Here is a 20,088-nt window from a genome sequence, read left to right on the forward strand (position 1 = left end):
GCCTTTACTGCTACTGCGCGATTACGGATCCGGCCTCGGACGGATTCGACGCATTATGAGCGGAATTCGCTTCGACGGACTGCCCCGGGATTTCGGAGAGCCCCTTTGCCTCCAGATTCGCCCGGGCAAGCTTCAACGGGAAGGCCAGTACCCGGAAATCATGGAAGAGCTTGACCGCAATTGTGAGCCACAGCGATCCGGTGAGCTGATAGAGCAGACCCAGCGCGACACCGCCGAAAATCACCTGCAAAGAGACCGTCGGCCGGAATGCGTGCCGCAGTCCGTCGACCACACCGGCCGCGAGGATGATGAGAACCCAGAACGGCAAATGCGGGAAGAGGAGATCCAGCGCGTAGATCGTGAAGCCGCGGTAGACGATCTCCTCGGCCGGCGTGCTGAGCGCGTTCATGATCCACCAGAAGCGCTCGCGGGAGTTCGCCGGCGTGATGAAGACGACGTACTCGATCTTCTCGGCGATCCAGTCCCGACCGGCCTTACCGGTGAGCGGGAGGACGGCCGGGACCGTGAGGTAGCCGACGTACACCGCGATGATGACCAGGCTGATGACCTTCTCGACCGGCGTGAAGGCCCGGAAGACCGAGGCATCGAAGCCACCGAGGCCCAGCTGGGTCAGGGAGGTGCCGTTGATGAGGAAGGCCACCACGATGACCGCGAGCGTCAGCCAGGTCCGGAACACGCCGCCCTGGTAGAGCTTGATGCGCGCGTCGGATCGGTTGCCGAACTGCTGGGTGAATTTCTTCACCGAGCTGATCTCGAAGTAGGGCTCGGCCAGGATGAGATAGGCCAGGAACAGTACGCAAAAGAGTTTCATCGCCAGAATCCGCTCGAAGTCTCGGTGAAAAATAGTTTCAGGCGAATCAGATCAACACCATTGGAGACCGTTCACCACCGCATTCAGTTGTGCCGCGGCGGCGGTTGTGCAGTGGCTCGAGCACATAGCGCCAGAAATGTGCTACCAACTACCGCCCGTCGTGGACATGAAGGGACAGTACTACCACGTGGAAGTACATGTCTAGCGATGAAATAGCCCCTGGTCTGTGACGTCAGGCACCAGTTAATTGCAGCTTCAAGCTACGCTTCCGGAGGTTTCAATGTCCGATTTGCACCAATTCAGAGTGGATAGCCTGGCGTTAACTCGGGATATGTTAGGTCGCATATCGTGATGTTTTGATGCTTCGTTAGCCGATCGTTAGCTCCACTTTCGGGCGCGCCCGTCACCGGTGCGAAGACCGCGAGCCCCGAAGATCGTTCCTCGGTCGCGGATCGCGGCGAATCCTCTTCGGTACCGTGAGCTCCGTGAAGAAGAACGATCGCCCGATGGCTCCCGCGGCGCCGGCAAACCAGCGGCATAGCGTCGTTCTCGACGATATCGACCACATCCTGCTCGATGAGCTGGCCCGAGACGGTCGTATGACCAACAACGCCCTGGCCGCGGCGGCCGGTATCGCGCCGTCGACCTGTCTGGGCCGGGTGCGCGCGCTGGTCGAACGCGGCGTCATCCGCGGATTCCATGCCGATATCGATCCCGCGGCGCTGGGTCGCAGCCTGCAGGCCATGATCTCGGTGCGCGTGCACGCCAACGCCCGCCCGCAGCTGGCCGAATTCGGTGAGCAGCTGTCCGCGCTCGACGAGGTACTCAACGTGTACTTCATCGCCGGGGCCGACGATTACCTCGTACACGTCGCCACGGCCGACACCGAGGGATTACGCCTGTTCGTGCTGGAACATCTGAGCGCGCATCCCGCGGTGGCGCGCACGGAGACGATCCTGATCTTCGAACATGTGCGGCCGCGGATCCGCACGGGCCGCGACTGACCTTCACTCGGTGCGATACGGAAACCGCGCGGGGTCGCCCCCGCGCGGCACCGAATCGAATCGAACGTCAGACCGCCGACAGCGACTGCGCGGTATAGCCGTGTGCGGCCGCGACGGATTCGGACAGCAGCATGCCCCGGTGCGTGCTCAGGCCCGCGGCCAGGCCCGGATCGGCGGCGGTGGCCTCACGCCAGCCCTTGTCCGCCAGTGAGATCACGTACGGGAGCGTGGCGTTGGTGAGCGCGACGGTCGAGGTGTAGGGCACCGCGCCGGGCATATTGGCCACGCAGTAGAACACCGACTCGTGCACCCGGTAGGTCGGATCGGCATGCGTGGTCGGATGCGAATCGGCGAAGCAGCCGCCCTGGTCGATGGCGATGTCGACCAGCACCGAGCCCGGCTTCATCTGCGCCACAAGCTCATTGGAGACCAGCTTGGGGGCCTTCGCACCCGGCACCAGCACGGCGCCGACCACCAGATCGGCCTCGCGCACCGAGTTCTCCACCTCCTGCGCGTTGGAGATGACCGTGCGGATCCGGCCCTGGTACTGCGCGTCCAGCTCGCGCAGCGGGGCGATGTTCAGGTCCAGCACGGTGACATCGGCGCCCATACCGACGGCGACGGCGGCGGCGTTGCGCCCGGCCACACCGGCTCCGATGACGACGACATTGGCCGGGCGGGTACCGGGCACACCGCCCATCAGCACGCCGCGGCCACCGCCGGAGCGCATCAGGTGGTAAGCGCCGGCCTGCGGGGCCAACCGCCCGGCGACCTCGCTCATCGGAGCCAGCAGCGGCAGCGAACCGTCACGGCCGGTGACCGTCTCGTAGGCGATCGAGGTGATACCCGAGCTCAGCAGCGCATCGGTGCATTCGGCGGACGCGGCGAGGTGCAGGTAGGTGAACAGCACCTGATCCTCGCGCAGTCGCGAATACTCCTCGGCGACCGGCTCTTTCACCTTCAACACCAGATCCGCGGTGGCCCACACCTGATCGGCGGTCTCCAGCACCTGCGCACCGACCAGGGTGTAGGCATCGTCGGCGAAGGCCGAACCCGCACCCGCACCGGACTCGATGAACACCTCGTGTCCGCGCGACACCAGCTCACGCACACCCGCCGGGGTACACGCCACGCGGTACTCGTGGTTCTTCACCTCGCGGGGGATTCCGATCTTCACCTGCACTCCTTTGTGTTCCATATTCCCTGTGGAAGGTCGTCAGGAGCGAGTATGAAGATCGTGCGCTTATCGGTCCAGTTCCCTGAAGATAATTCTTTATTTCCCCCATGTTTCATCCACTACATCGGAAGAACGGCCCGTGACCGGCGTGCACCCGAAACATCTTCGAGTCCGGATCAGGTCGCGGGGCGGTCCGGATCGGGCATGCCGGGCAGATGTGAGAACAGGGCCTCCTCGACCCCCTTCAGCAGATCGAACCCGCGGGCCGTACCGGCGACCCAGGCCGCCATCAGGGCATCGAGCGGGCCGGAGGGCGCCGGGGGCTCGGAGTGGGCGTCCAGCACCGAACCGCCGCGACTGGGCGAGGGGGAATGGGTAGGAGTGTCGGCTTCCGCGAGGGTGGGCTCCGGTGCGACCGGGCCGGGCGTGGTCTGCCATCCGCCCCACTGGCCGCCGAGCTCCCCCGAGGCGTCGCTGTCGGGAATCGGGATCGCACTGAACCGGCCCGACGACGAGCCGTGGTCGGCGGCGATCGAGGCCGTGAGCAGCGCCGCCGCCGAGATCATCAGCACTCGTAGCGTGAAGCCCAGGCTCGGTTGTGCACTGTGTCTACCCATCAGCTACTTTCCTCGAAAATCCTCGGCTTCGCCGAGCGGGATTCGCCGCGAAAGATTAAGCTGCTCAAGTACTTCCGTCCAGAAACGTTAGCGATACTTCACAAAAGTTAAGTCACAGGTGAAGGATGCGCCACCTACTGGACGGTTGTTCACTGAATTTTCGATCCCAGTTGAAGGCTCTACCGCAATGGACTTCAGGCTTGAACGTGATCTAGATAACAGCCAGATCACAAACGGAAGTTTGACGCTAGAACTACCTCACGGATACCATCGCCCCACAAGCTGGCACCTCTCTTACGGACCCCTTATTCTGCATTTGTGCCGGATCGATCTCCATGAACATGAAATGAACCAATGGATAGCACGATATTGCCGATCTTGTCGATCGGAGCACATCTGAAGTCGGTGACCACTACCCTGCTCGGCCGTCCCCGCCGGGTCCCCGGACACGGTCGATGATTCGATCGCCCCGCACGAAGGCCACCGATGTCTGAACAAACGCTCTCGACCCCCAACAGCATCACGCTCCGTCAGTTCGACTACTTCGTCAGCACGGTCCGGCTGGGTTCCATGTCGGCCGCCGCCCGCAAGTTCGGCGTCACCCCCTCGGCGATGTCGCAGCAGATCGGGGCGCTGGAAGTCGCGTTGGGCCGCAAGCTGTTCGACCCGCAGTCCCGCCGCTCCAGCCTCACCAAGTTCGGCCGCGAGTTCTTCGCCCAGGCCTCGACCGTGGTCGACCACGCCTATCAGGCGCTGGCCATCGGGCAATCCTTCAGCGACGGCGTGCTGACGATCGGCACCACCTCGACCATCGCCCATAAGCTCATGCCGCCGTTGATCTATCGACTGCGGCTGCAGTGCGATATCGACAACATCGAGGTGCGCTCGTTCGGGACCATGTACGACCTGGGCGCGGCGCTCGACCGCGGCACAGTCGATATGGCGATCGGACCGCTCACCCGATCCTCGGCGAAGTTCGTGCACACCATCGGCGAGGAGGAACTCGTCGTCGCCTGCCACCGCAGTCAGGAGAGCCGCTTCGACGGCACCTGGCAACGCCTCGCGGAGGTGCCGTGGATCGGCTACACCAACAGTTCCGATATCGCCAAGACCCTGGTTCAGGAATCGGGCCGGGCGAATGTGGAGATCCGTTACGTCGTCACCGCGCCGGACGTTCCCACCGCGCTCAGCCTGGTGGAACACGGGATCGGCATCGCCCTTGTTCCGAAAATGGCTCTGCATAATTGCTCCCGTTTGTTGTCCGTTACTCGACCGGCTCCGCGCATCAAAAGAAAACTGTCAGTACACGTCAAGGACATGTCGCCTTACATCGAAAAGTTCCTGGGTGTAATCAGCGATATGGAATTGGTTCGGAAATTCCGAGCCGCCGGCCTGCTCGAGGTGCGCTGACCCGTTTTCGGCGCACCGCGGTTCGTATTACTACTCCCTGTCAAGGTGAATTCAGATGATTATTCCGAACCGCGGGCGCGGCGAATCCGAGAACGTCGGCATCGGTCTGGGCATCGGGGCGGTGAGTACGGTCCACGCGACCGCGAGCGAATCCGAGCCGCTGTCGGTCACGACCCGGACCACCTCGGTCACGGTCGATCCGGATTCGAGCGCGGTCACCGATTTCGCGGATCTGGCCCGGTATCCGGAGACCGTGACCCTCGGCGGCCGCATCTTCTCCCCCGCGACACTCGTCGCCGAATGGGTGCGCGAGCTGACACCCGCGGACGCACAGGTGGTGTGCACATATCCGGCGTGCTACGACGATAAGCAGGTGGCGCAGTTGCGTCAGGCGCTGGATCTGTCCGGTGCGCGCCAGGTGCGGCTGCTGGCCGAGCCGCTGGCGGCGCTGACCTGGCTCGACCACGAACACGGTCCGCTCACGCCGGGACGCGTACTCGTCTACGACCTCGGCGCGACGAGCCTGGACGTCACGGTGGTCGAGGTGGACGCCGACGGCGAGCGGCGCATCATCGGCACTCCGGTGCGCTCCTACGATTTCGGCGGCCGGCCGCTCGGCGCCATGATCGTGCGCTACGTCGGCGATGTGCTGGGGTCGCCGCCGGGGCGGCGATTGCCCGTCTCGCTCGCCGACAGCGATGAGCTGCGGGCCTGGCATGTGCGCGATTCGCTGGCCGTGGTGTGGGACTGTCTGCGCGCGGCCGAGCTCGGCATCGGCGATATCGCCCGAATCCTGGTGGTGGGCGGTGCTTCTCGGGCTCCGGAGGTGGCACGGGCGCTGGCCGAACTCGGTCCGCCGATCGTGATGTCGGCCGATCCGGCGCACTGCGTCGCCGCGGGCGCCGCCTGGTCGGCGATGCGGCCGTCGGCGCGGGTACTGCCCCTGTCGATCGTGCGCGCGGGCCCCTCGATGGTGTCGGCGGTCGCCGCGCTGTCGGTGCTGGGTCTCGCGACGGCCGCGTTGCTGACGCCGACGGCCGGTTCGGGTGAGATGTGGCGGGAGTCGCCGGTGGCGGGCGGGGCGCCGAACGTGTCGTCGCCGCTGGATTCCGCCGACGAGCCGCAGGCGCGGACCGTGTCGCCGGATGCGGTGCTGTCGGTCGCGATGGGTGAGGCCGTGAATGGGGCGGGTGTCGCGTTGCCCGCGCCTCGTAATCCGGTGCCCGGCATGGCTTCTCCCGTGGCTCCCAAGGTTCCCGCGGCGAGCGCGCCCGTGCCGTCGCCGGATTCCGCGACCGGGGGCGGGTATTCCGATCCGTCGCGGTTCGAGAATCCGCTGCCCTTCGATTCGTCGGGCGGTGCGAATACGGGGGCCGATCATTCTCAGAACTTCGGTCCGCCAACGGGATTCAGTGGGACGATCCCGAATACGCGTTCCACTGACCAGACTTCGGGTCAGGGTGGGTCGACTTCCACTGCGGGACAAGGCGGTTCATCGCCGACCGGTCATTCCGGTGGTGAGATCACTACCGGCGGCGGCGCTACTACCGGCGGCGGCACCACCACCGGTGGCAGCGCCACTACCGGCGGCGGCGATACGTCGACCTCCGGTTCTGCCTCATCCGGGACGGGTGAGGCGGGCAATATCTCCGGCACCGGCGGCGCGGGTGGCGATACTCGTTCGGGCGCAGGCGATGTCAGCGGTGGTGCCAGCGGCGGCGGCACGGCGACCACGGGTGGATCCACCACCGGCGGATCCACCTCGACCGATCACTCCGCGCCCGCGGCGGGCGGCGCCGCATCGGTCCACGGCTCGGTGGGCGGCTCCCTCGGCGGTGCGGGCGGTTTCGGCGGTGGCGGTGGGGCGCATTCGATGGGGGGCTTCGGCCACTGATCGGCCGACCGCGAAAACCTCGGCTGCACAACAGGATCAGCGACGGCCCTCATTCACCGGCCAGGTGACGGTGATACACCGCGATCCGGCCCGCCACGGCGAACCGCAGCCGGTTCGCCTCCCCGATCACCTCGCCGTCGGTGGCCAGGGCCTCGGCATCGGGTAGTTCCACGGTCAGCTCGCTGACGATCCGCTCGCCGTAGACCTTGCTGTGCCCGAGGGCGGCCAGCAGCAGCGCGATCATCGCCCGGGTTCGCGACAATCGCAGATCGGCTCGCAGCCAACGGATATCGAGCAGCCCGCTGTCCATGCGCGGCCGGAACGCGGGGATCGCACCGTGCGGGTGGTACGGACCGTTGCCGACGAACAGGAACCAGACCTCGTGCCAGCGGCCGTCGAAGTGGATCCGGATCGGTTCGGCCCGCCGCAACGTCACCAGCAGCGCCGCCGCGAAGGCGGGCCACTTACCCCAGCGGCCCTCCCATTGCTCCCGCCGCCGCACCAGCTCCGGATAGGCGCCCACACTGGCGGTATTGATCAGATAGTGGGGTTCGCCGTCGCCGAGCCGCACGCTGGCCACATCCACCGCGACCGCCTCGCCGGCCTCGAGGGATTCGGCCAGCCCGGCCAGGCCGCGCACCCCGACATCGCGGGCGAAGTGATTCAGGGTTCCGGTCGGGACCACCACCAGCGGCAGGCCGTGCCGCAGCGCCACCCGGGCCACCGCCGCCACCGTGCCGTCGCCCCCGGCGACACCGACCGCCGCGGTGTCCTGGGTGCGTTCGGCCAGCGCCCGTTCCAGCTGTTCGACAGGGTCCCCGCCGGGTTCGGTGCGCAGCAGCCGCGCGGCCGGTAACACCGCGGCGATATCGTCGGCCGGATCGTATCCCGCATCGCCGGAGGCCGGATTCACCAGCAGCACAAGGCCTTTGCCGTCGACGAGCCGCGGCGCCTCGCGCACCGGACGGGAATGTATCGGCGATTCGCGCACCGGCCACCAGCGCCGGGTCGCCAGCGCGACCCCCGCGCCGACCGAGGCGCCGACGAGCACATCCGAACTCCAGTGCACGCCGGTGTGCACGCGCGAATAGGCGACGGTGGCGGCCAGCGGCGCCAGCGCGAGACCGGTACGCGGCGATTCCAGCGCGACCGCCGTCGCGAACGCCGCCGCCGAGGCGGCATGCCCGGACGGAAACGACGAGGAGGCGGGGCGGCGGACCAGGCGGCGATACGGCGGCAGCAGTTCGGCAGCCGGGCGGCGGCGTGCGAATACCGCCTTCAACACGATATTGGCCAGAATGCTCGCCCCGGTCAGCGAGGCCACTCCGCGCACCGCGGCCCGGCGCGGTGCGCCCTTGCGGCTCGCGAGCACCGCGGCCACGGTGAACCAGAGCAGGCCGTGATCCGCCGACCGGGTCAACCCGCGCATACCGGTGTCGACCGCGGAGATCGGCAGCTGGGCCACCGTGCCGCTGACTGCCCGATCGAATCGTCCGACCACGAAAACCCTGCGCCGCAACCACCCGCTCATCGCCCCGACAGTACCGGCCCGACCAGCACCGCCCCCTGTGACGCGCATTGCGGATTGGAATGCGGCACTGCGGGTATGGCGGCCGTACGCTGAGTTCATGTCCGATCCCACGCGCTCGATCGGGCCGGACCGGCTCGCGGAGCTGGTCGCGGGCCGACGGGTGGCGGTGCTCACCGGCGCCGGTCTGTCCACCGACAGCGGGATCCCCGACTATCGGGGCCCCGGCTCACCGCCGCGCACCCCGATGACCTACCAGCAGTTCGTCGCGGATCCCGTGTTCCGGCAACGCTATTGGGCCCGCAACCACGTGGGCTGGCGGCGCATGGACGGTTCGCGGCCCAATGCCGGGCATCGCGCGCTGGCCCGGCTCGAGCGGCTCGGCGTGGTCACCGGTCTGATCACTCAGAACGTGGATCTGTTGCATACCAAGGCCGGACACCGCCGGGTGATCGATCTGCACGGCACCTACGCCCGTGTCCGCTGTCTGGCCTGTGAATCGCTGATCTCCCGCATGACGCTGGCGCAGCGGCTCGAGGCCGCCAATCCCGGCTTCGCCGAGGCCGCGACCACCGACGGCCTCGAGGTAGCCCCCGACGCCGACGCGGTGATCACCGAAACCGATACCTTCCGCATGGTCGACTGCGCGCGCTGCGGCGGAATGCTCAAGCCGGACATCGTGTACTTCGGCGAGAATGTACCTGCCGATCGCGTGGCCGCCGCCTTCGACATCGTCGACCGGGCCGACGCCCTGCTGGTGGCGGGCTCCTCGCTCACCGTCATGTCCGGGCTGCGTTTCGTCCGCCATGCCGCCAAGACCGCACGCCCGATCGTCATCGTCAACCGCGGGCCCACCCGCGGCGACGACTACGCCACCCTGAAACTGGATATCGGCTGCTCTCCCGCCCTCACCGAGCTGGCGGATCGGCTGGACCCGACTCAGTGCGAAGCAGGCGTTCCCGCGGCGCGGTGAAAGGCCACGGCGGCATCGGGGCGGCCCGCGATGCGATCGAGCCATTCCTGCATGAGCGCCTGCTCTCCCGTTGTGAGGGAATTGGTTTGGGGCAATACGGCGCGCAGCGCCACCGCGGCGCCGATCGGGCCCGCGACCGGAGCCGCCGGGGTGTCGGTGGTGATCGCGGCCATGATGGCCTCGCGGGTGAGTTCGGACAGGGCCGGATCGCGGGCCTCGTGCGGCGTCGAGATCAGGGTGAGGGTGGTGCCGAGACCGGCGGCGTAGACCAGATGGGTGGCGCGCTCCTCCTCGACCCGTAGTCGCCCTGCCTCGGCGACCCGTTTCACCTTGCGGCCCAGGACCTTCAGCGCCGCGACGGCCGCGGGCGGCAGCGATGCCGCGGGCCGCGCCTCGCCGTACATCAGGGCGAACAGGGCCGGATTGGCCAGCCCGAACTCCACATGCGCATCCCATCCGGCCCGCAGATCATCGACCGGATCCATATCCTTGTTCACCGCGGTCTTGCTGTTCAGATAGGCCCGAAAACCGTGTGACGCCACCGCATCCAGCAGACCCTGCTTATCCCCGAACAGCCGATAGATCGTCGGCGCCTGCACTCCCGCGGCCGCGCTGACCGCCCGGGTGGAGACGGCATCGCGGCCGCCCTCCGCCAACAGCTCGATAGCCGCCGCGATGATGCGCTCCCGGGTGTTATCCGCAGCAGCGGACCGAACGGTGTCCATGTTTTCAACGGTAACACCACCCCGTTAGCAACGTTAATTCCGCCGCTAACGAATCATCGTTTCCGTTGTTATTCCCAGGTCGAACGGATGATTGCGATTCATCCGGCGTGTCCTCTCGGTGATCCATGCCACTGAATTGTGCGAAATGCTTGTGTTTCGGAATGCTCTGGTCATTTACTAGCCAATAGCTCGAAACAGCTTCTCGGGCCGCGTTGACAAGTCGGATCGTTGCGGCCGGGGTCCTACAACGAATGAAGGGAGGTGGGCACTTCTCGCAACATACTGCTCTGACCGTTACAGGCCCGGGCCGCGGCTCCGGCCCGGGCCTGTCGCTCACTACGACACCGAACTTCGAACATCTGGTTTGCGGACTATTCGCCATAGACGATTTCCCCTCCGCTCGGGGAATAGCAGAAGGGACCCGACGATGGCGGGAACGTTCTCCGCGCACAGCCTGATCGAAGAGTTCGTCGCCCGGCTGTCGGCCCGCGATGTGGACGGTGTGGTGGCGATGTTCGCCTCGTACGCGCGCGTGACGATGCCATATCACCCCTCCGGATTCCCGACGGACATGATCGGAGACGAACAGATCCGCGAGGCGCTGACAATGCTCGACAGCTACGAGCGAGCGCCGTTCACCGTGCGGCTCGCGACGCTGGAACCGCTACCGCACATCCGAGACGGCAGGATCGCGCGGATGACGCAGATCTGCAGCCCGCTCGACCAGATCATCTCCCTGGGCGCGGATATCCCCGGCGTGAACGCCCCCGGCCTCGGCGCCGGGCCGCCGTCCTAACGGGCGCCGGCCGAGGACATCTTCGCCAGGCGGCGCAGATGCCGGTTGACCTCGACGCGCTGTTCCAGGGGCGAGCAGTGACCGCCGGGAAGTTCGACCACGCCGATCAGTTCGGGCAGCTGCTCGGCGAGGGCATAGGCCTGCCGAGCGGGCATCACCCGATCGCCCGCGCTGGTGATGATCAGCGTCGGCACCGTCAGCACGGCCGGATCCATGCTGCCGGACCGCAGCACCACCAGATCGCGGCCGAAGCGCCGGCGGGTGGTCGCGGCCGTGCTCAGGAACTGCTCCTGCAGTAAGGCCCGAGCGGCCGGAGTCGCCGACCGCGACATGGCGAACTTGGTCAACATTGCGGTCCGACCGGGGAACCGCGGCGGTATGGGCATCCCACCGAGCAGGCCGACCGCGACGGATCCGCTCCAGGTCCGCAGCGATCGTGTCCAACTGGGCCCCGGCACGACCCATTCCCCCAGGACATCCCCCGCGACCGTGTTGATCAGGGCGATCGTGTCGGCCCGGCGCCGCACGTGTTCGGGATGGCGATGGGCCCAGGACTGGATGGCGATGCCACCCGTGGAATGTCCCGCGATCAGAGCGCGCTCGCCCGGCCGCAGGGTCGCGCTCAGCACGGCCTCGAGATCGTCACCGACCTGGTCGACGAGGTGGCCGCCTCGATGCGTCCGTTCACTGCGACCGTGGCCGCGCTGGTCGTAGGCGATCACCCGATACTCCAGGGACAGATCCTCGATCTGATTGACCCAGAAGTCGATGGAACCGCCCACACCGTGGCTCAGCACGATCGGATAGCCGCCCTCGGGCCCGAAGACCTCGACGTGCAGCCGCGTGCCGTCGGCCGAGATCACCTCCAGGCCGCGACCCAGGCGACGACCGTTGTACCGCCGGAACTCGACGTCATCGAGAAGTCGCATCAATTCGTCGTGTCCCAGGGTGTGCCAAGACCTTTTCATCGCATCGCCTCCCACAGTCGGGTCCGTGCGTCGGCCGAAACAGCGAGCCTAACACTAAACTGACCGATCGGTCGGTTACGTTTGGATCACCGATCGTCGTCTCGAGCCACAGCTAACACTCAGTATCCCGCTTCGGCGGCCCGGCACAATCCGGATATGCGACACAGTCTCGACGCGACCGAACAGCGAATCGCCGCAGCGCTATTGGAGGCCCCGCGGGCATCCTGGCGCACGATCGGCCGATGCCTGGGATTGTCCGAACGGACCGTGCTGCGCAGGGCCGCGCCGCTGTACGCCGACGGCACTCTGCGCGCCACGATCGTGCGCAATCCGATGTGTTTCCCGGCCCTCACCCCGGTCGCACTGCGAATCCGGTGCCGCCCCACCAAGATCGGCGCGGTCGCGCGGGCACTGGCCCGCCGCCCCGATACCGTCTGGGTCGAAATCCTCGGCGGCGGTGACGAAATCAGCATCGTGGCGTTCCTCGACGGCCCTGAGGCGCGCAACGGCCTGCTGCTGCGGGATCTGCCCGCCACCTCGGCGATCGAATCGTGGACCGCGCAGCATCTGCTGCGGGTCTTCACGACGACCCTGGACGGGGCCTGCGGGCTGTTGTCCGCCGACGAGACCGCGAGCCTGAATCCCGCTCTCCCACCGGCGGATCCGCCCGTGCCGCAGGCGGCCGATCATCGACTCATCGACGCCCTCACCGTGGACGGCCGCGCCGGATACGGCGAACTGGCCGAGCAGGCGGGGCTCACCGCCGTCACCGCGCGGCGGCATCTGGCGGCTCTCGTGCGGGCTCGGATGATCCGGATCGCCACCGAGATGGATCTCGCGCTGCTCGGCATCGGGGTCGAGACGCTGCTGTGGCTGACCGTACGTCCCAGCGATCTGGAGGGCACCGCCCGTGCGCTCAGCGACCATCCCCATGTCCGGTTCGCGGCGGCGACGACCGGCGCGACCAATCTGCTCATCGCCGTCGCGACCACCGATCCCAACGCGCTGTATCTCTTCCTCACCGAGACCCTCGGCCCGCTGAGCGGCATCGTGAGCGTCGAGACGGTCCCGATCCTGTCGACGGTGAAACGGACCGGGATTACGCGGCGCGATGTCACATGATCGGCAAATCATGGACCTGATCTGTCGGATTTCCCGAACAGCTGCGCGCGAACATGTCCGATGCGGACCGATGCGACGTAGACCTTGACCATGAGCACAGACACTGTCGGAGAACAGGATTCGGTCATTGTCGACACCGCCTCGGGCAAGGTTCGCGGCGGCTCCGGCGCGACGGGCGCCGTCGCCTTCCGCGGCATCCCGTACGCCGCCTCGCCGGTGGGCCGGCTGAGATTCGCCGCGCCGCAGGAGCATTCGGGCTGGACCGAGATCCGCGATGCGCGGCGGCCGGGTCCGGCGGCGCCGCAGTGGCCCTCGCGACTCGAGGCGGTGATGGGCACCCGGGTGCCGGACTGGGACGAGGACGGCTGTCTGACCCTGAACATCTGGAGTCCCCGCGGGGCATCCGACGCACCGCGACCGGTCCTGCTGTGGTTCCACGGCGGCGGCTTCACCAGCGGCAGCGGCGGCTGGGACTGGTACGACGGCGCCCGGCTGGCCGCGCGCGGCGATATCGTCGTGGTCACCGCGAACTACCGGCTCGGCGCACTGGGCTTTCTGCATCTGCCCGAAATCGGTTGCGACAACCTGGGTCTGCGGGATCAGGCCGCCGCACTGCGCTGGGTCGCGGCGAATATCGCCGGATTCGGCGGTGATCCGGATCTGATCACGGTGGGCGGTCAATCGGCCGGGGCGTTCTCCGCGCTCGCGCTGGCGCTGGATCCCGCGATCGGTCCGCTGGTGCGCCGCGTGATCGGGCAGTCGGGCCCGTGGGGCCTGCGCTCACCGAATCATGCGGAGGCCGCCCGCGCGACCACGGCCTATCTGGACATTCTGGGGATCGCCTCCGACGCCGATCCTGGTGCGCGACTTCGGGAATTGCCGGTGGCCCGGCTGTTGGCCGCCAATGCCCGCCTCGCCGCGCAGGGTGCCCGGCCGGGGTCGATCGCCCCGGCCCTTTATCCCGTGCTCGGCGGCGCGCACCATCTCGAGGCCTGGCAGGACGCGGTGCCGCGCGGTGCCCTGGCGAACACCGATGTGCTGCTGGGGACCACCGAGCATGAGATGTCCGCCTTCTACGCGTTCGATCCGATGACCCAGACGGCCACTCGCGACGAGGTGATCCGCATGCTCGACGCCCTGACCGACGGGGCCGGATCGCAGTGGTACGACCGCTACGAGACCGCGCGGCCGGATGCCGGACCGGCCGCCGTGCTCATCGCCGCGGGAACCGATCTGTTCAGCGCGGACGCGATCGCCACGATGTCGGAAATGCTGACGGCACAGGGCAATTCGCCCTATGTCTATCGCTTCGGGCGTGGCGCGCGGCCCGATCCGTACGGCCTCGGAGCGACCCATTGCGCCGAACTGCCGTACCTGTTCGGCACATTCGACGCCTATCCCCACGCGCCCATGCTCGGCGAGCTCGACGACCGCGATGACGAGCTCGCCGCACTCTTCGGCGGAGCGCTGGCCGCCTTCGTCGCCACCGGCTCCCCGAACGGGCCCGAACTCCCGTCCTGGCAACCGCGGTCGGTCAGATACTTCTGAGAAATCGCAGCGTGTAACGGTCGCGGGCCGTCCGGTCGGCGGTACGGTGACCGACATGCCTGACTCCGGAATTCGATTGATGGAGACGGTCGCGGGGCTGTCGGTGCCGCAACGGCTTTCGGCGCTGGCGCTGCGGGCACGGCGCTCGGCGGGAACACCCGAATTCGATCGGCTGCTGCGAGATCTGAGCGACGGCGGCCGCTATGAGCGGCGGACCGCGATATATCTGGCCACAGTCGCCGGGGAGCGGAATCATCTACTGATACAGGCAGATTCGGAGGATCCCGACGATGTGGGGCGGGCGCTCGCGGCGCTGATCCGGCTGGGCGTCGAACCGGGCGTCGTGGTGGATCGACTGCCGCGACTGTCGCGGCGGGCACGTCAGGCGGTGCGCCGCGCCCTGGCCCACGGCGACCGAGCGCGGCTGGCCGACGCGATGCTGCCGCGACTGCGCGCACTGTTCGGCGACGGCGAGGCGGCGCAGGTGCTGCCGTTCTGTTCGAGCGCGGTCGTCACCGACGTCCTTGCGGAGCTGGCGTATGCGGTGCCGAGCTGGGCGACGTTGGGGCGCAGGCATATCGACGCGGTCTTCGACCATATCGGCTCGCGCGCCGCGGATGCCGGAACCGACGACTGGCGCGAGCTGTGGCCGTGGCTGACCGCGAATGTGACCGCCGCGGCGGGGCACGATCCGGCGCGGCTGCTCGCGCTGGCCGCGCAGGCGGTCGCGCATGTGCCGATCTCGTCCCTGCGGCCCGTCGCGGGCGTGCTGGCCCGTGGCGATGCCGCCGCGGTGGACGCATTGATCCGCCATCCCAGCGGCAACGGGCGCGGGATGGCCGGGCCCGCGGCCTGGCGGGCGCTGCGGACGTTATCCGATGATCGCCTCACCGAGCTCTATCTCGCCTGCGGGCATCATGATCGGCGGCGGTTCCTGCGTGCCATGCCGCCGTCGCGGCGCACGGCGGTCATCGGTCCGGTGCTGATGCGGCCCGGTATCGCGCCCGGCGAGGTCGACATGTTCGCACTCGATGCGCTGCCGCGGCTCGAACGTGCCGCTCTCGCACGGGAATTGCTGGCCCGTCCGGGTGGGGCGGAGGTGCCCGAGGTCGCCGATCGGCTGACGGCCAGGCTGCCCTGGGCAGAGGCGAAACCGCTACTGGCCGAGGCGATCCGGCGTCCCGTCGCCGAGGAGCGGGCGCGGGCCTATCCGCTCCTGGTGGCGGCGGCCGCCGGGGGCCGCGATCCGGCGGTGCTCGGCGAACTACTCGATCTGCTGCGCCGGTTGCGCAATGAACAGGATCCAGTGCGCCGCACCGCCTTACACGCGCTCACGACCGTCCCGGTCACCCTGTTCGAGAACGCTCAGCTACCCGGGCTGGAGCAGCTGGCCACCGACGCGCTGCAGGCGCGCGACCGGTCGTATCAGACCGCGTCGACCGTCGGTGTCCTCGCCCGCATGCTGCTGTTGCGCGCCGCGCAGACCGGCGATGCGGCGTTCACCGATACCGCGCTGCTCCTCATGGCGCGCTTGGCCGATTCGTCGATATCGGTGAATCTCACTGGGCTGCACCGCAATCTGGCTCCTGGTATGGAGCATCGGCTGTTCGCCGCATTGCGCCCGCGGCTGATCGACGATGCCGCCCGGGACCGCTGGGAGCTGAGCCTGGAACTCGCCGACGGTCTCTGGCGACGCGCCTACGACATCCCGGAACTGCAGCGGCTGGTGCTGCGGGCCAGTGCGGCACACAATGATTCGACCGTTCGCCGAGCGGTACGGCTCGCGCTCGACAATCCCGCCACCCGCGACGCGTATCTGGACGAGATGCTGCGCCGCGACCGATCGCTGATCGTGCTGCCGCAGGTGCAGGCCCAGATCGCGCGCCGCCGCACCGATCTGCTCGATACGGTGCTCAGCGAGGCGACACCGGGACGGTTCCTGTCGACCAGGATTCGGTTCGTCCCGATGTTCCCCGGCGGATTCGACCGCTGGTCGCCACGGCATATCGACCGATACGCGCGGCTATTGGACAGCTATGCCCGATCGCCGCGGGCCTCGGTCTCCGAGCGCACCAGCGCCGTCCGCCAGCTGGGCCTGCTACCCGGCGGTGTCGAACGGCTGCTCCCCTACCTCGACACCGCGGATCTCCCGGTGGCCGAGGCCGCGCTGACCGCGCTGGGGCGCAGCGACGAACCCGAGCGGGCGATCGCGGTGCTGGTCCGATACGTCGGCGACGATCGCGCCCGGGTCGCGGTGAGCAGCATCGTCACCTGCGCCTACGCGATATCGCCGACTCGTCTCGGCACAACGCTGGGACCACTGCTCGATTCGCCGAAGATCACCGCGGTGAAGGAGGGCGTGCGATTGCTGGCGACATTGCACGCCCCCGATGCGATGCCGATCATCGGGGCGCTGTGGAACCGGCCGGACCTGCATCGCGATATCCGCCGCGCCGCGGTCTTCGCCACGCGCTGGCTGCTCGACCACGACGGGGCATGGCAGCTGCTCGGCGAGGCCGCCGCCGACCCCGAGGTGGCCGGGGCGATCCTCGATATCCCGCCCGCGCTGCTACCCATCCCCCAGCGCGAGCGCTTCGCGATCTTCCTGCGCGACCTCGCCGCCTCGCCCGACCATCGGGTGGCCGGTCAGGCGCTGGACGCCCTGGCCCGCTGGTATCGCTGGGCCCCGCCCGACACCGGCGAGGTTCTCCTCACCCGGCTCACCGACCTGTCCGAACTCGGCCTGTGGACGACCGCGCTGCGCACCCTGCTCGCGGGCGTCGCCGTGAACGGCGATCCGGCCGCGCTCACCGCGGCCGTCGACCGGCTCCGTGCCGCCGAGACAACCGTCATGCCCGACCGCGATCTGCCTGCTCGCCAACGACTTTCGACCACGGTGCAGTGGCTGTCCCCCACGCTGCGCGACTACGACATCGCCCGCCCGGCGGCCGCACCGGTCATCGCCGGACTCATCGAGGACCCGCTGTGGCACGAGCAGGTCATCGAACTCACCCTCGCCGCGATCCGCTGGACCGAACCCGAACGGACCGTGGCCGCGATCGATGCGCTGTCGGTCCTGGCGATCGGGGCGCTCATCGACCATCCGGCCGACCGTCTGGTCACCAGCCTCACTCACGATCTGGGCAGGACCCCGCTCGACGCCCTGGCATCGATCGCCACCGGACTGGCCGCGACCCCGGCCGTACCCACCGCCCTGGCCGCGGTGGCCATGATCGCCCGCTGCGGAACCGAATTCGGCTGGGCGGCACCCTGGCCCGACCTCCTGACCGGCCTGCGCACCCACCCCGACATCGACGTACGCCGAGCCGCGCTCGCGATATACACAGCGCCCGAATGACATCCCGATCAGAACCTCACATCGAAGGAAAGCGGGGACAGGATTCGAAGCTTGCGATCAATGTGTCGTAACAGCCATGGTTACGACACAACGGACGATATGGAGGCGGCGATGTGAGTGCCAATAGCCGATTGACCATCGCCGCGCACGCCCTGACCTGGATCGGGCTGTACCAGCGCTGAGGCAATGCGGTCGCCACCTCCGAGCAGATCGCGGCGAGCGTCGATACCAACCCCGTGGTGATCCGACGCCTGCTGGCAGAGCTGCGCAGGGCCGGCCTGACCGACTCTCGGCGCGGTGCCGGTGCCGGCTGGACGCTGTCGCGAGACTTGGCGGCCATCACCCTGCTCGATGTCTACGAGGCAATCGAGCCGGGGCCGATCTTCGCTCTGCACCGCTCGACGCCGGACCCCGAATGCGTTGTGGGCCATGGCATCGGACCCGCGATGACCGAGGTCTACAGCGGAGTCGAGGCCGCACTCCGCGAACAGTTGGCCAAAACCACGCTCGAGGACGTGCTGCGGGATGTCCTGAAGGCCGCCTAGCTTCGACCGTCGATTGTCGGTCCATGTTCATACCAGCGGGAGGGCGGGGCCCTGATGCAGCTCGGTTGCGCACTGAGCGGCAAGCACTTCCTGCTGCAGGGGTGAGGTTCACGTATTCACGGTCGTTTCCCACCGGTCGAGGACCGAGATCGCCATCGTGGTGCAGAAGTCGATGATCTGCTCGGCCTCGACGGGCAGCGATCCAGCCAGCCAGGTATCGAGCAACTCGAAACATCCTCCGATGGCCACCAGCGCGGTCATCTGCAGCTCGGACTCGGCGACCGGGGCCGTGACCGCGAAGTGGCCGTAGGAGGCGATCAGGGCGGCCAGGGTATGGATGCTGTCGCGGCGGCGCTGTTCGAGCGTGTCGTTACCCGCCACGCTGCCGAACGCGACTCTGGCCTTCACCGGATCGGTCTGCACATTGCGCACGATCATCGAGATCACGGCCCGAATCTGGTGCCGCGGAACGGCTTCGGTATCGGACAGGGCGCCGGCCAGATCCTGTAGCAGCACCCCCATCATGTGGTCCCACGCCGCGGCCAGGATCGCATCCTTGTCGACGAAGTTCTCGTAGAAGTAGCGGTCGATCAGGTTCGCGCGTGCACAGACACCGCGGATCGTGACCGCCGCCCAGCCGCCCGCACCCCAGATCTCGAGCGCCGCCCGCACCAGTTGCTCGCGCCGCTGCGCGCGTCGTTGTTCGGTACTCCGGCCGCCGTACACGCGACCGCCGTCCACCTGGTCCGACTCCATACCCACATCTTGACAGCGCGCCCGCGGACGATCAATCTGATGACGCACACCATCTGATTGACGGTGTCATCGGATATGACCCATGGAGGCGCCATGCCAACCCAGCACCGGCACGCATCACGACACACCGCCGGAACCTCAACCGCCACAACAGGACACGGCAAGCAACGCTCGGTGCGCAGCGCGCTGTTCGCCACCTGGTACAGCGCGCTCATGGCGGCCGCCGAGCCGGTGTTCCTGCGACCCCTGCGGGTCACGGTCCTGGCCTCCGCACGTGGCAAGCTGCTGTTCGTCGGCCTCGGCCCAGGACACGACCTGCGCTACCTACCATCCGCCGTGACATCGGTGACCGCGGTGGAACCCAACCCGCTGATGCGCCGACAGGCACGCCGCCGGGCCGTCGAACTCGGCGTGGAACTGGAACTCCTCGACGGCGTCGCCGAATCACTCCCGTTCCCCGACAACACCTTCGACACCGTGGTGTCGCCCTTCGTGCTGTGCAGCATCCAGGATGTGCCCGCCGCGCTCGCCGAATTCAAACGAGTACTGCGTCCCGACGGCGAACTGCTCGTCCTCGAACACGTCCGCGCCACCGACGGCACACTGCTCGGCACCGCCCAGGACATCGCCTCCCGGCCCTGGCAGATCTGCGCCGACGGATGCCACCCCAACCGACGTACCCGAGAAGCCTTGCGAGCAGCGGGTTTCAATGTCGAACTACTGGCCGACGGACAACTCCCGATACCCGTACCCGTCGCGCCCTACCTGGTCGGTCGCGCCACCGTGCGATAACGCGACCGGGGCCGCCACCGGATATGCCTCGGGCGCAGCGGGT

The 20,088-nt window shown here is 67.8% G+C and carries 16 protein-coding genes and 1 pseudogene; 10 read left to right on the plus strand and 7 right to left on the minus strand.

Going from position 1 to position 20,088, the window contains the following annotated elements:
- Positions 1 to 10: 10 nt before the first annotated feature.
- Positions 11 to 832, minus strand: a complete 822-nt coding sequence (locus ACIA76_RS11035; RefSeq protein WP_397151052.1) for a lysostaphin resistance A-like protein — start codon at positions 830 to 832, stop codon at positions 11 to 13.
- A 506-nt stretch (positions 833 to 1,338) separates the two neighbouring features.
- On the opposite strand from ACIA76_RS11035, the gene ACIA76_RS11040 reads away from it, so the two are divergent.
- Positions 1,339 to 1,836 carry an Lrp/AsnC family transcriptional regulator gene (locus ACIA76_RS11040; protein WP_397151916.1) on the plus strand — a complete coding sequence of 166 codons (498 nt, stop codon included), beginning with the start codon at positions 1,339 to 1,341 and terminating at the stop codon, positions 1,834 to 1,836.
- Between the two features lie 67 nt (positions 1,837 to 1,903).
- Here the strand turns inward: ACIA76_RS11040 and ald are convergent, their stop codons facing one another.
- Both ald and ACIA76_RS11050 read right to left on the minus strand, forming a co-directional pair.
- Complete coding sequence (gene ald, locus ACIA76_RS11045; protein WP_397151055.1) at positions 1,904 to 3,013, minus strand: alanine dehydrogenase; 1,110 nt, start codon at positions 3,011 to 3,013, stop codon at positions 1,904 to 1,906.
- Positions 3,014 to 3,189: 176 nt separating this feature from the next.
- On the minus strand, positions 3,190 to 3,630 hold the full coding sequence (locus tag ACIA76_RS11050; protein WP_397151057.1) for a hypothetical protein: 441 nt from the start codon (positions 3,628 to 3,630) through the stop codon (positions 3,190 to 3,192).
- Between the two features lie 486 nt (positions 3,631 to 4,116).
- Here ACIA76_RS11050 and ACIA76_RS11055 point away from each other — a divergent pair, with 486 nt between their 5' ends.
- Entirely contained in the window at positions 4,117 to 5,040 is a 924-nt protein-coding gene (locus ACIA76_RS11055; RefSeq protein ID WP_397151059.1) for a LysR family transcriptional regulator, read from the plus strand.
- 55 nt (positions 5,041 to 5,095) lie between these two features.
- Positions 5,096 to 6,934 (plus strand): Hsp70 family protein, encoded by a 1,839-nt coding sequence (locus tag ACIA76_RS11060; RefSeq protein WP_397151061.1) that lies wholly within the window; start codon positions 5,096 to 5,098, stop codon positions 6,932 to 6,934.
- A 49-nt stretch (positions 6,935 to 6,983) separates the two neighbouring features.
- Here the strand turns inward: ACIA76_RS11060 and ACIA76_RS11065 are convergent, their stop codons facing one another.
- Complete coding sequence (locus ACIA76_RS11065; RefSeq protein WP_397151063.1) at positions 6,984 to 8,465, minus strand: bifunctional phosphatase PAP2/diacylglycerol kinase family protein; 1,482 nt, start codon at positions 8,463 to 8,465, stop codon at positions 6,984 to 6,986.
- 97 nt (positions 8,466 to 8,562) lie between these two features.
- Between ACIA76_RS11065 and ACIA76_RS11070 the strand changes: the two genes are divergently transcribed.
- Complete coding sequence (locus tag ACIA76_RS11070; protein WP_397151065.1) at positions 8,563 to 9,435, plus strand: NAD-dependent protein deacetylase; 873 nt, start codon at positions 8,563 to 8,565, stop codon at positions 9,433 to 9,435.
- On the opposite strand, the gene ACIA76_RS11075 is transcribed toward ACIA76_RS11070, so the two are convergent.
- Positions 9,402 to 10,160, minus strand: coding sequence for a TetR/AcrR family transcriptional regulator (locus ACIA76_RS11075; protein ID WP_397151067.1), 759 nt, complete (start codon positions 10,158 to 10,160; stop codon positions 9,402 to 9,404). The two genes, ACIA76_RS11070 and ACIA76_RS11075, sit on opposite strands and share 34 nt — an antisense overlap.
- A 427-nt stretch (positions 10,161 to 10,587) precedes the next feature.
- On the opposite strand from ACIA76_RS11075, the gene ACIA76_RS11080 reads away from it, so the two are divergent.
- Entirely contained in the window at positions 10,588 to 10,956 is a 369-nt protein-coding gene (locus tag ACIA76_RS11080) for a nuclear transport factor 2 family protein (RefSeq protein WP_397151069.1), read from the plus strand.
- On the opposite strand, the gene ACIA76_RS11085 is transcribed toward ACIA76_RS11080, so the two are convergent.
- Positions 10,953 to 11,924 (minus strand): alpha/beta fold hydrolase, encoded by a 972-nt coding sequence (locus tag ACIA76_RS11085; protein WP_397151071.1) that lies wholly within the window; start codon positions 11,922 to 11,924, stop codon positions 10,953 to 10,955. The two genes, ACIA76_RS11080 and ACIA76_RS11085, sit on opposite strands and share 4 nt — an antisense overlap.
- 156 nt (positions 11,925 to 12,080) lie before the next feature.
- Here ACIA76_RS11085 and ACIA76_RS11090 point away from each other — a divergent pair, with 156 nt between their 5' ends.
- From ACIA76_RS11090 to ACIA76_RS11105, 4 genes and pseudogenes are all read left to right on the plus strand, one after another.
- Positions 12,081 to 13,046 carry an Lrp/AsnC family transcriptional regulator gene (locus ACIA76_RS11090; protein WP_397151073.1) on the plus strand — a complete coding sequence of 322 codons (966 nt, stop codon included), beginning with the start codon at positions 12,081 to 12,083 and terminating at the stop codon, positions 13,044 to 13,046.
- A gap of 90 nt (positions 13,047 to 13,136) precedes the next feature.
- On the plus strand, positions 13,137 to 14,594 hold the full coding sequence (locus ACIA76_RS11095) for a carboxylesterase family protein (RefSeq protein WP_397151075.1): 1,458 nt from the start codon (positions 13,137 to 13,139) through the stop codon (positions 14,592 to 14,594).
- Positions 14,595 to 14,649: 55 nt separating this feature from the next.
- Complete coding sequence (locus tag ACIA76_RS11100) at positions 14,650 to 17,952, plus strand: hypothetical protein (RefSeq protein WP_397151077.1); 3,303 nt, start codon at positions 14,650 to 14,652, stop codon at positions 17,950 to 17,952.
- Positions 17,953 to 18,155: 203 nt separating this feature from the next.
- Positions 18,156 to 18,497: pseudogene (locus ACIA76_RS11105) on the plus strand (Rrf2 family transcriptional regulator); the annotation flags it as partial.
- Positions 18,498 to 18,605: 108 nt separating this feature from the next.
- On the opposite strand, the gene ACIA76_RS11110 reads toward ACIA76_RS11105, so the two are convergent.
- Positions 18,606 to 19,253: a TetR/AcrR family transcriptional regulator gene (locus tag ACIA76_RS11110; RefSeq protein WP_397151079.1), complete on the minus strand. Its 648-nt coding sequence runs from the start codon at positions 19,251 to 19,253 to the stop codon at positions 18,606 to 18,608.
- Between the two features lie 93 nt (positions 19,254 to 19,346).
- Between ACIA76_RS11110 and ACIA76_RS11115 the strand changes: the two genes are divergently transcribed.
- A complete protein-coding gene (locus ACIA76_RS11115; protein WP_397151081.1) occupies positions 19,347 to 20,045 on the plus strand; it encodes a class I SAM-dependent methyltransferase in 699 nt (232 codons plus the stop codon).
- Positions 20,046 to 20,088 lie beyond the last annotated feature (43 nt).

The sequence above is a fragment of the Nocardia sp. NPDC051570 genome (assembly GCF_044454005.1).
Classification (GTDB): domain Bacteria; phylum Actinomycetota; class Actinomycetes; order Mycobacteriales; family Mycobacteriaceae; genus Nocardia.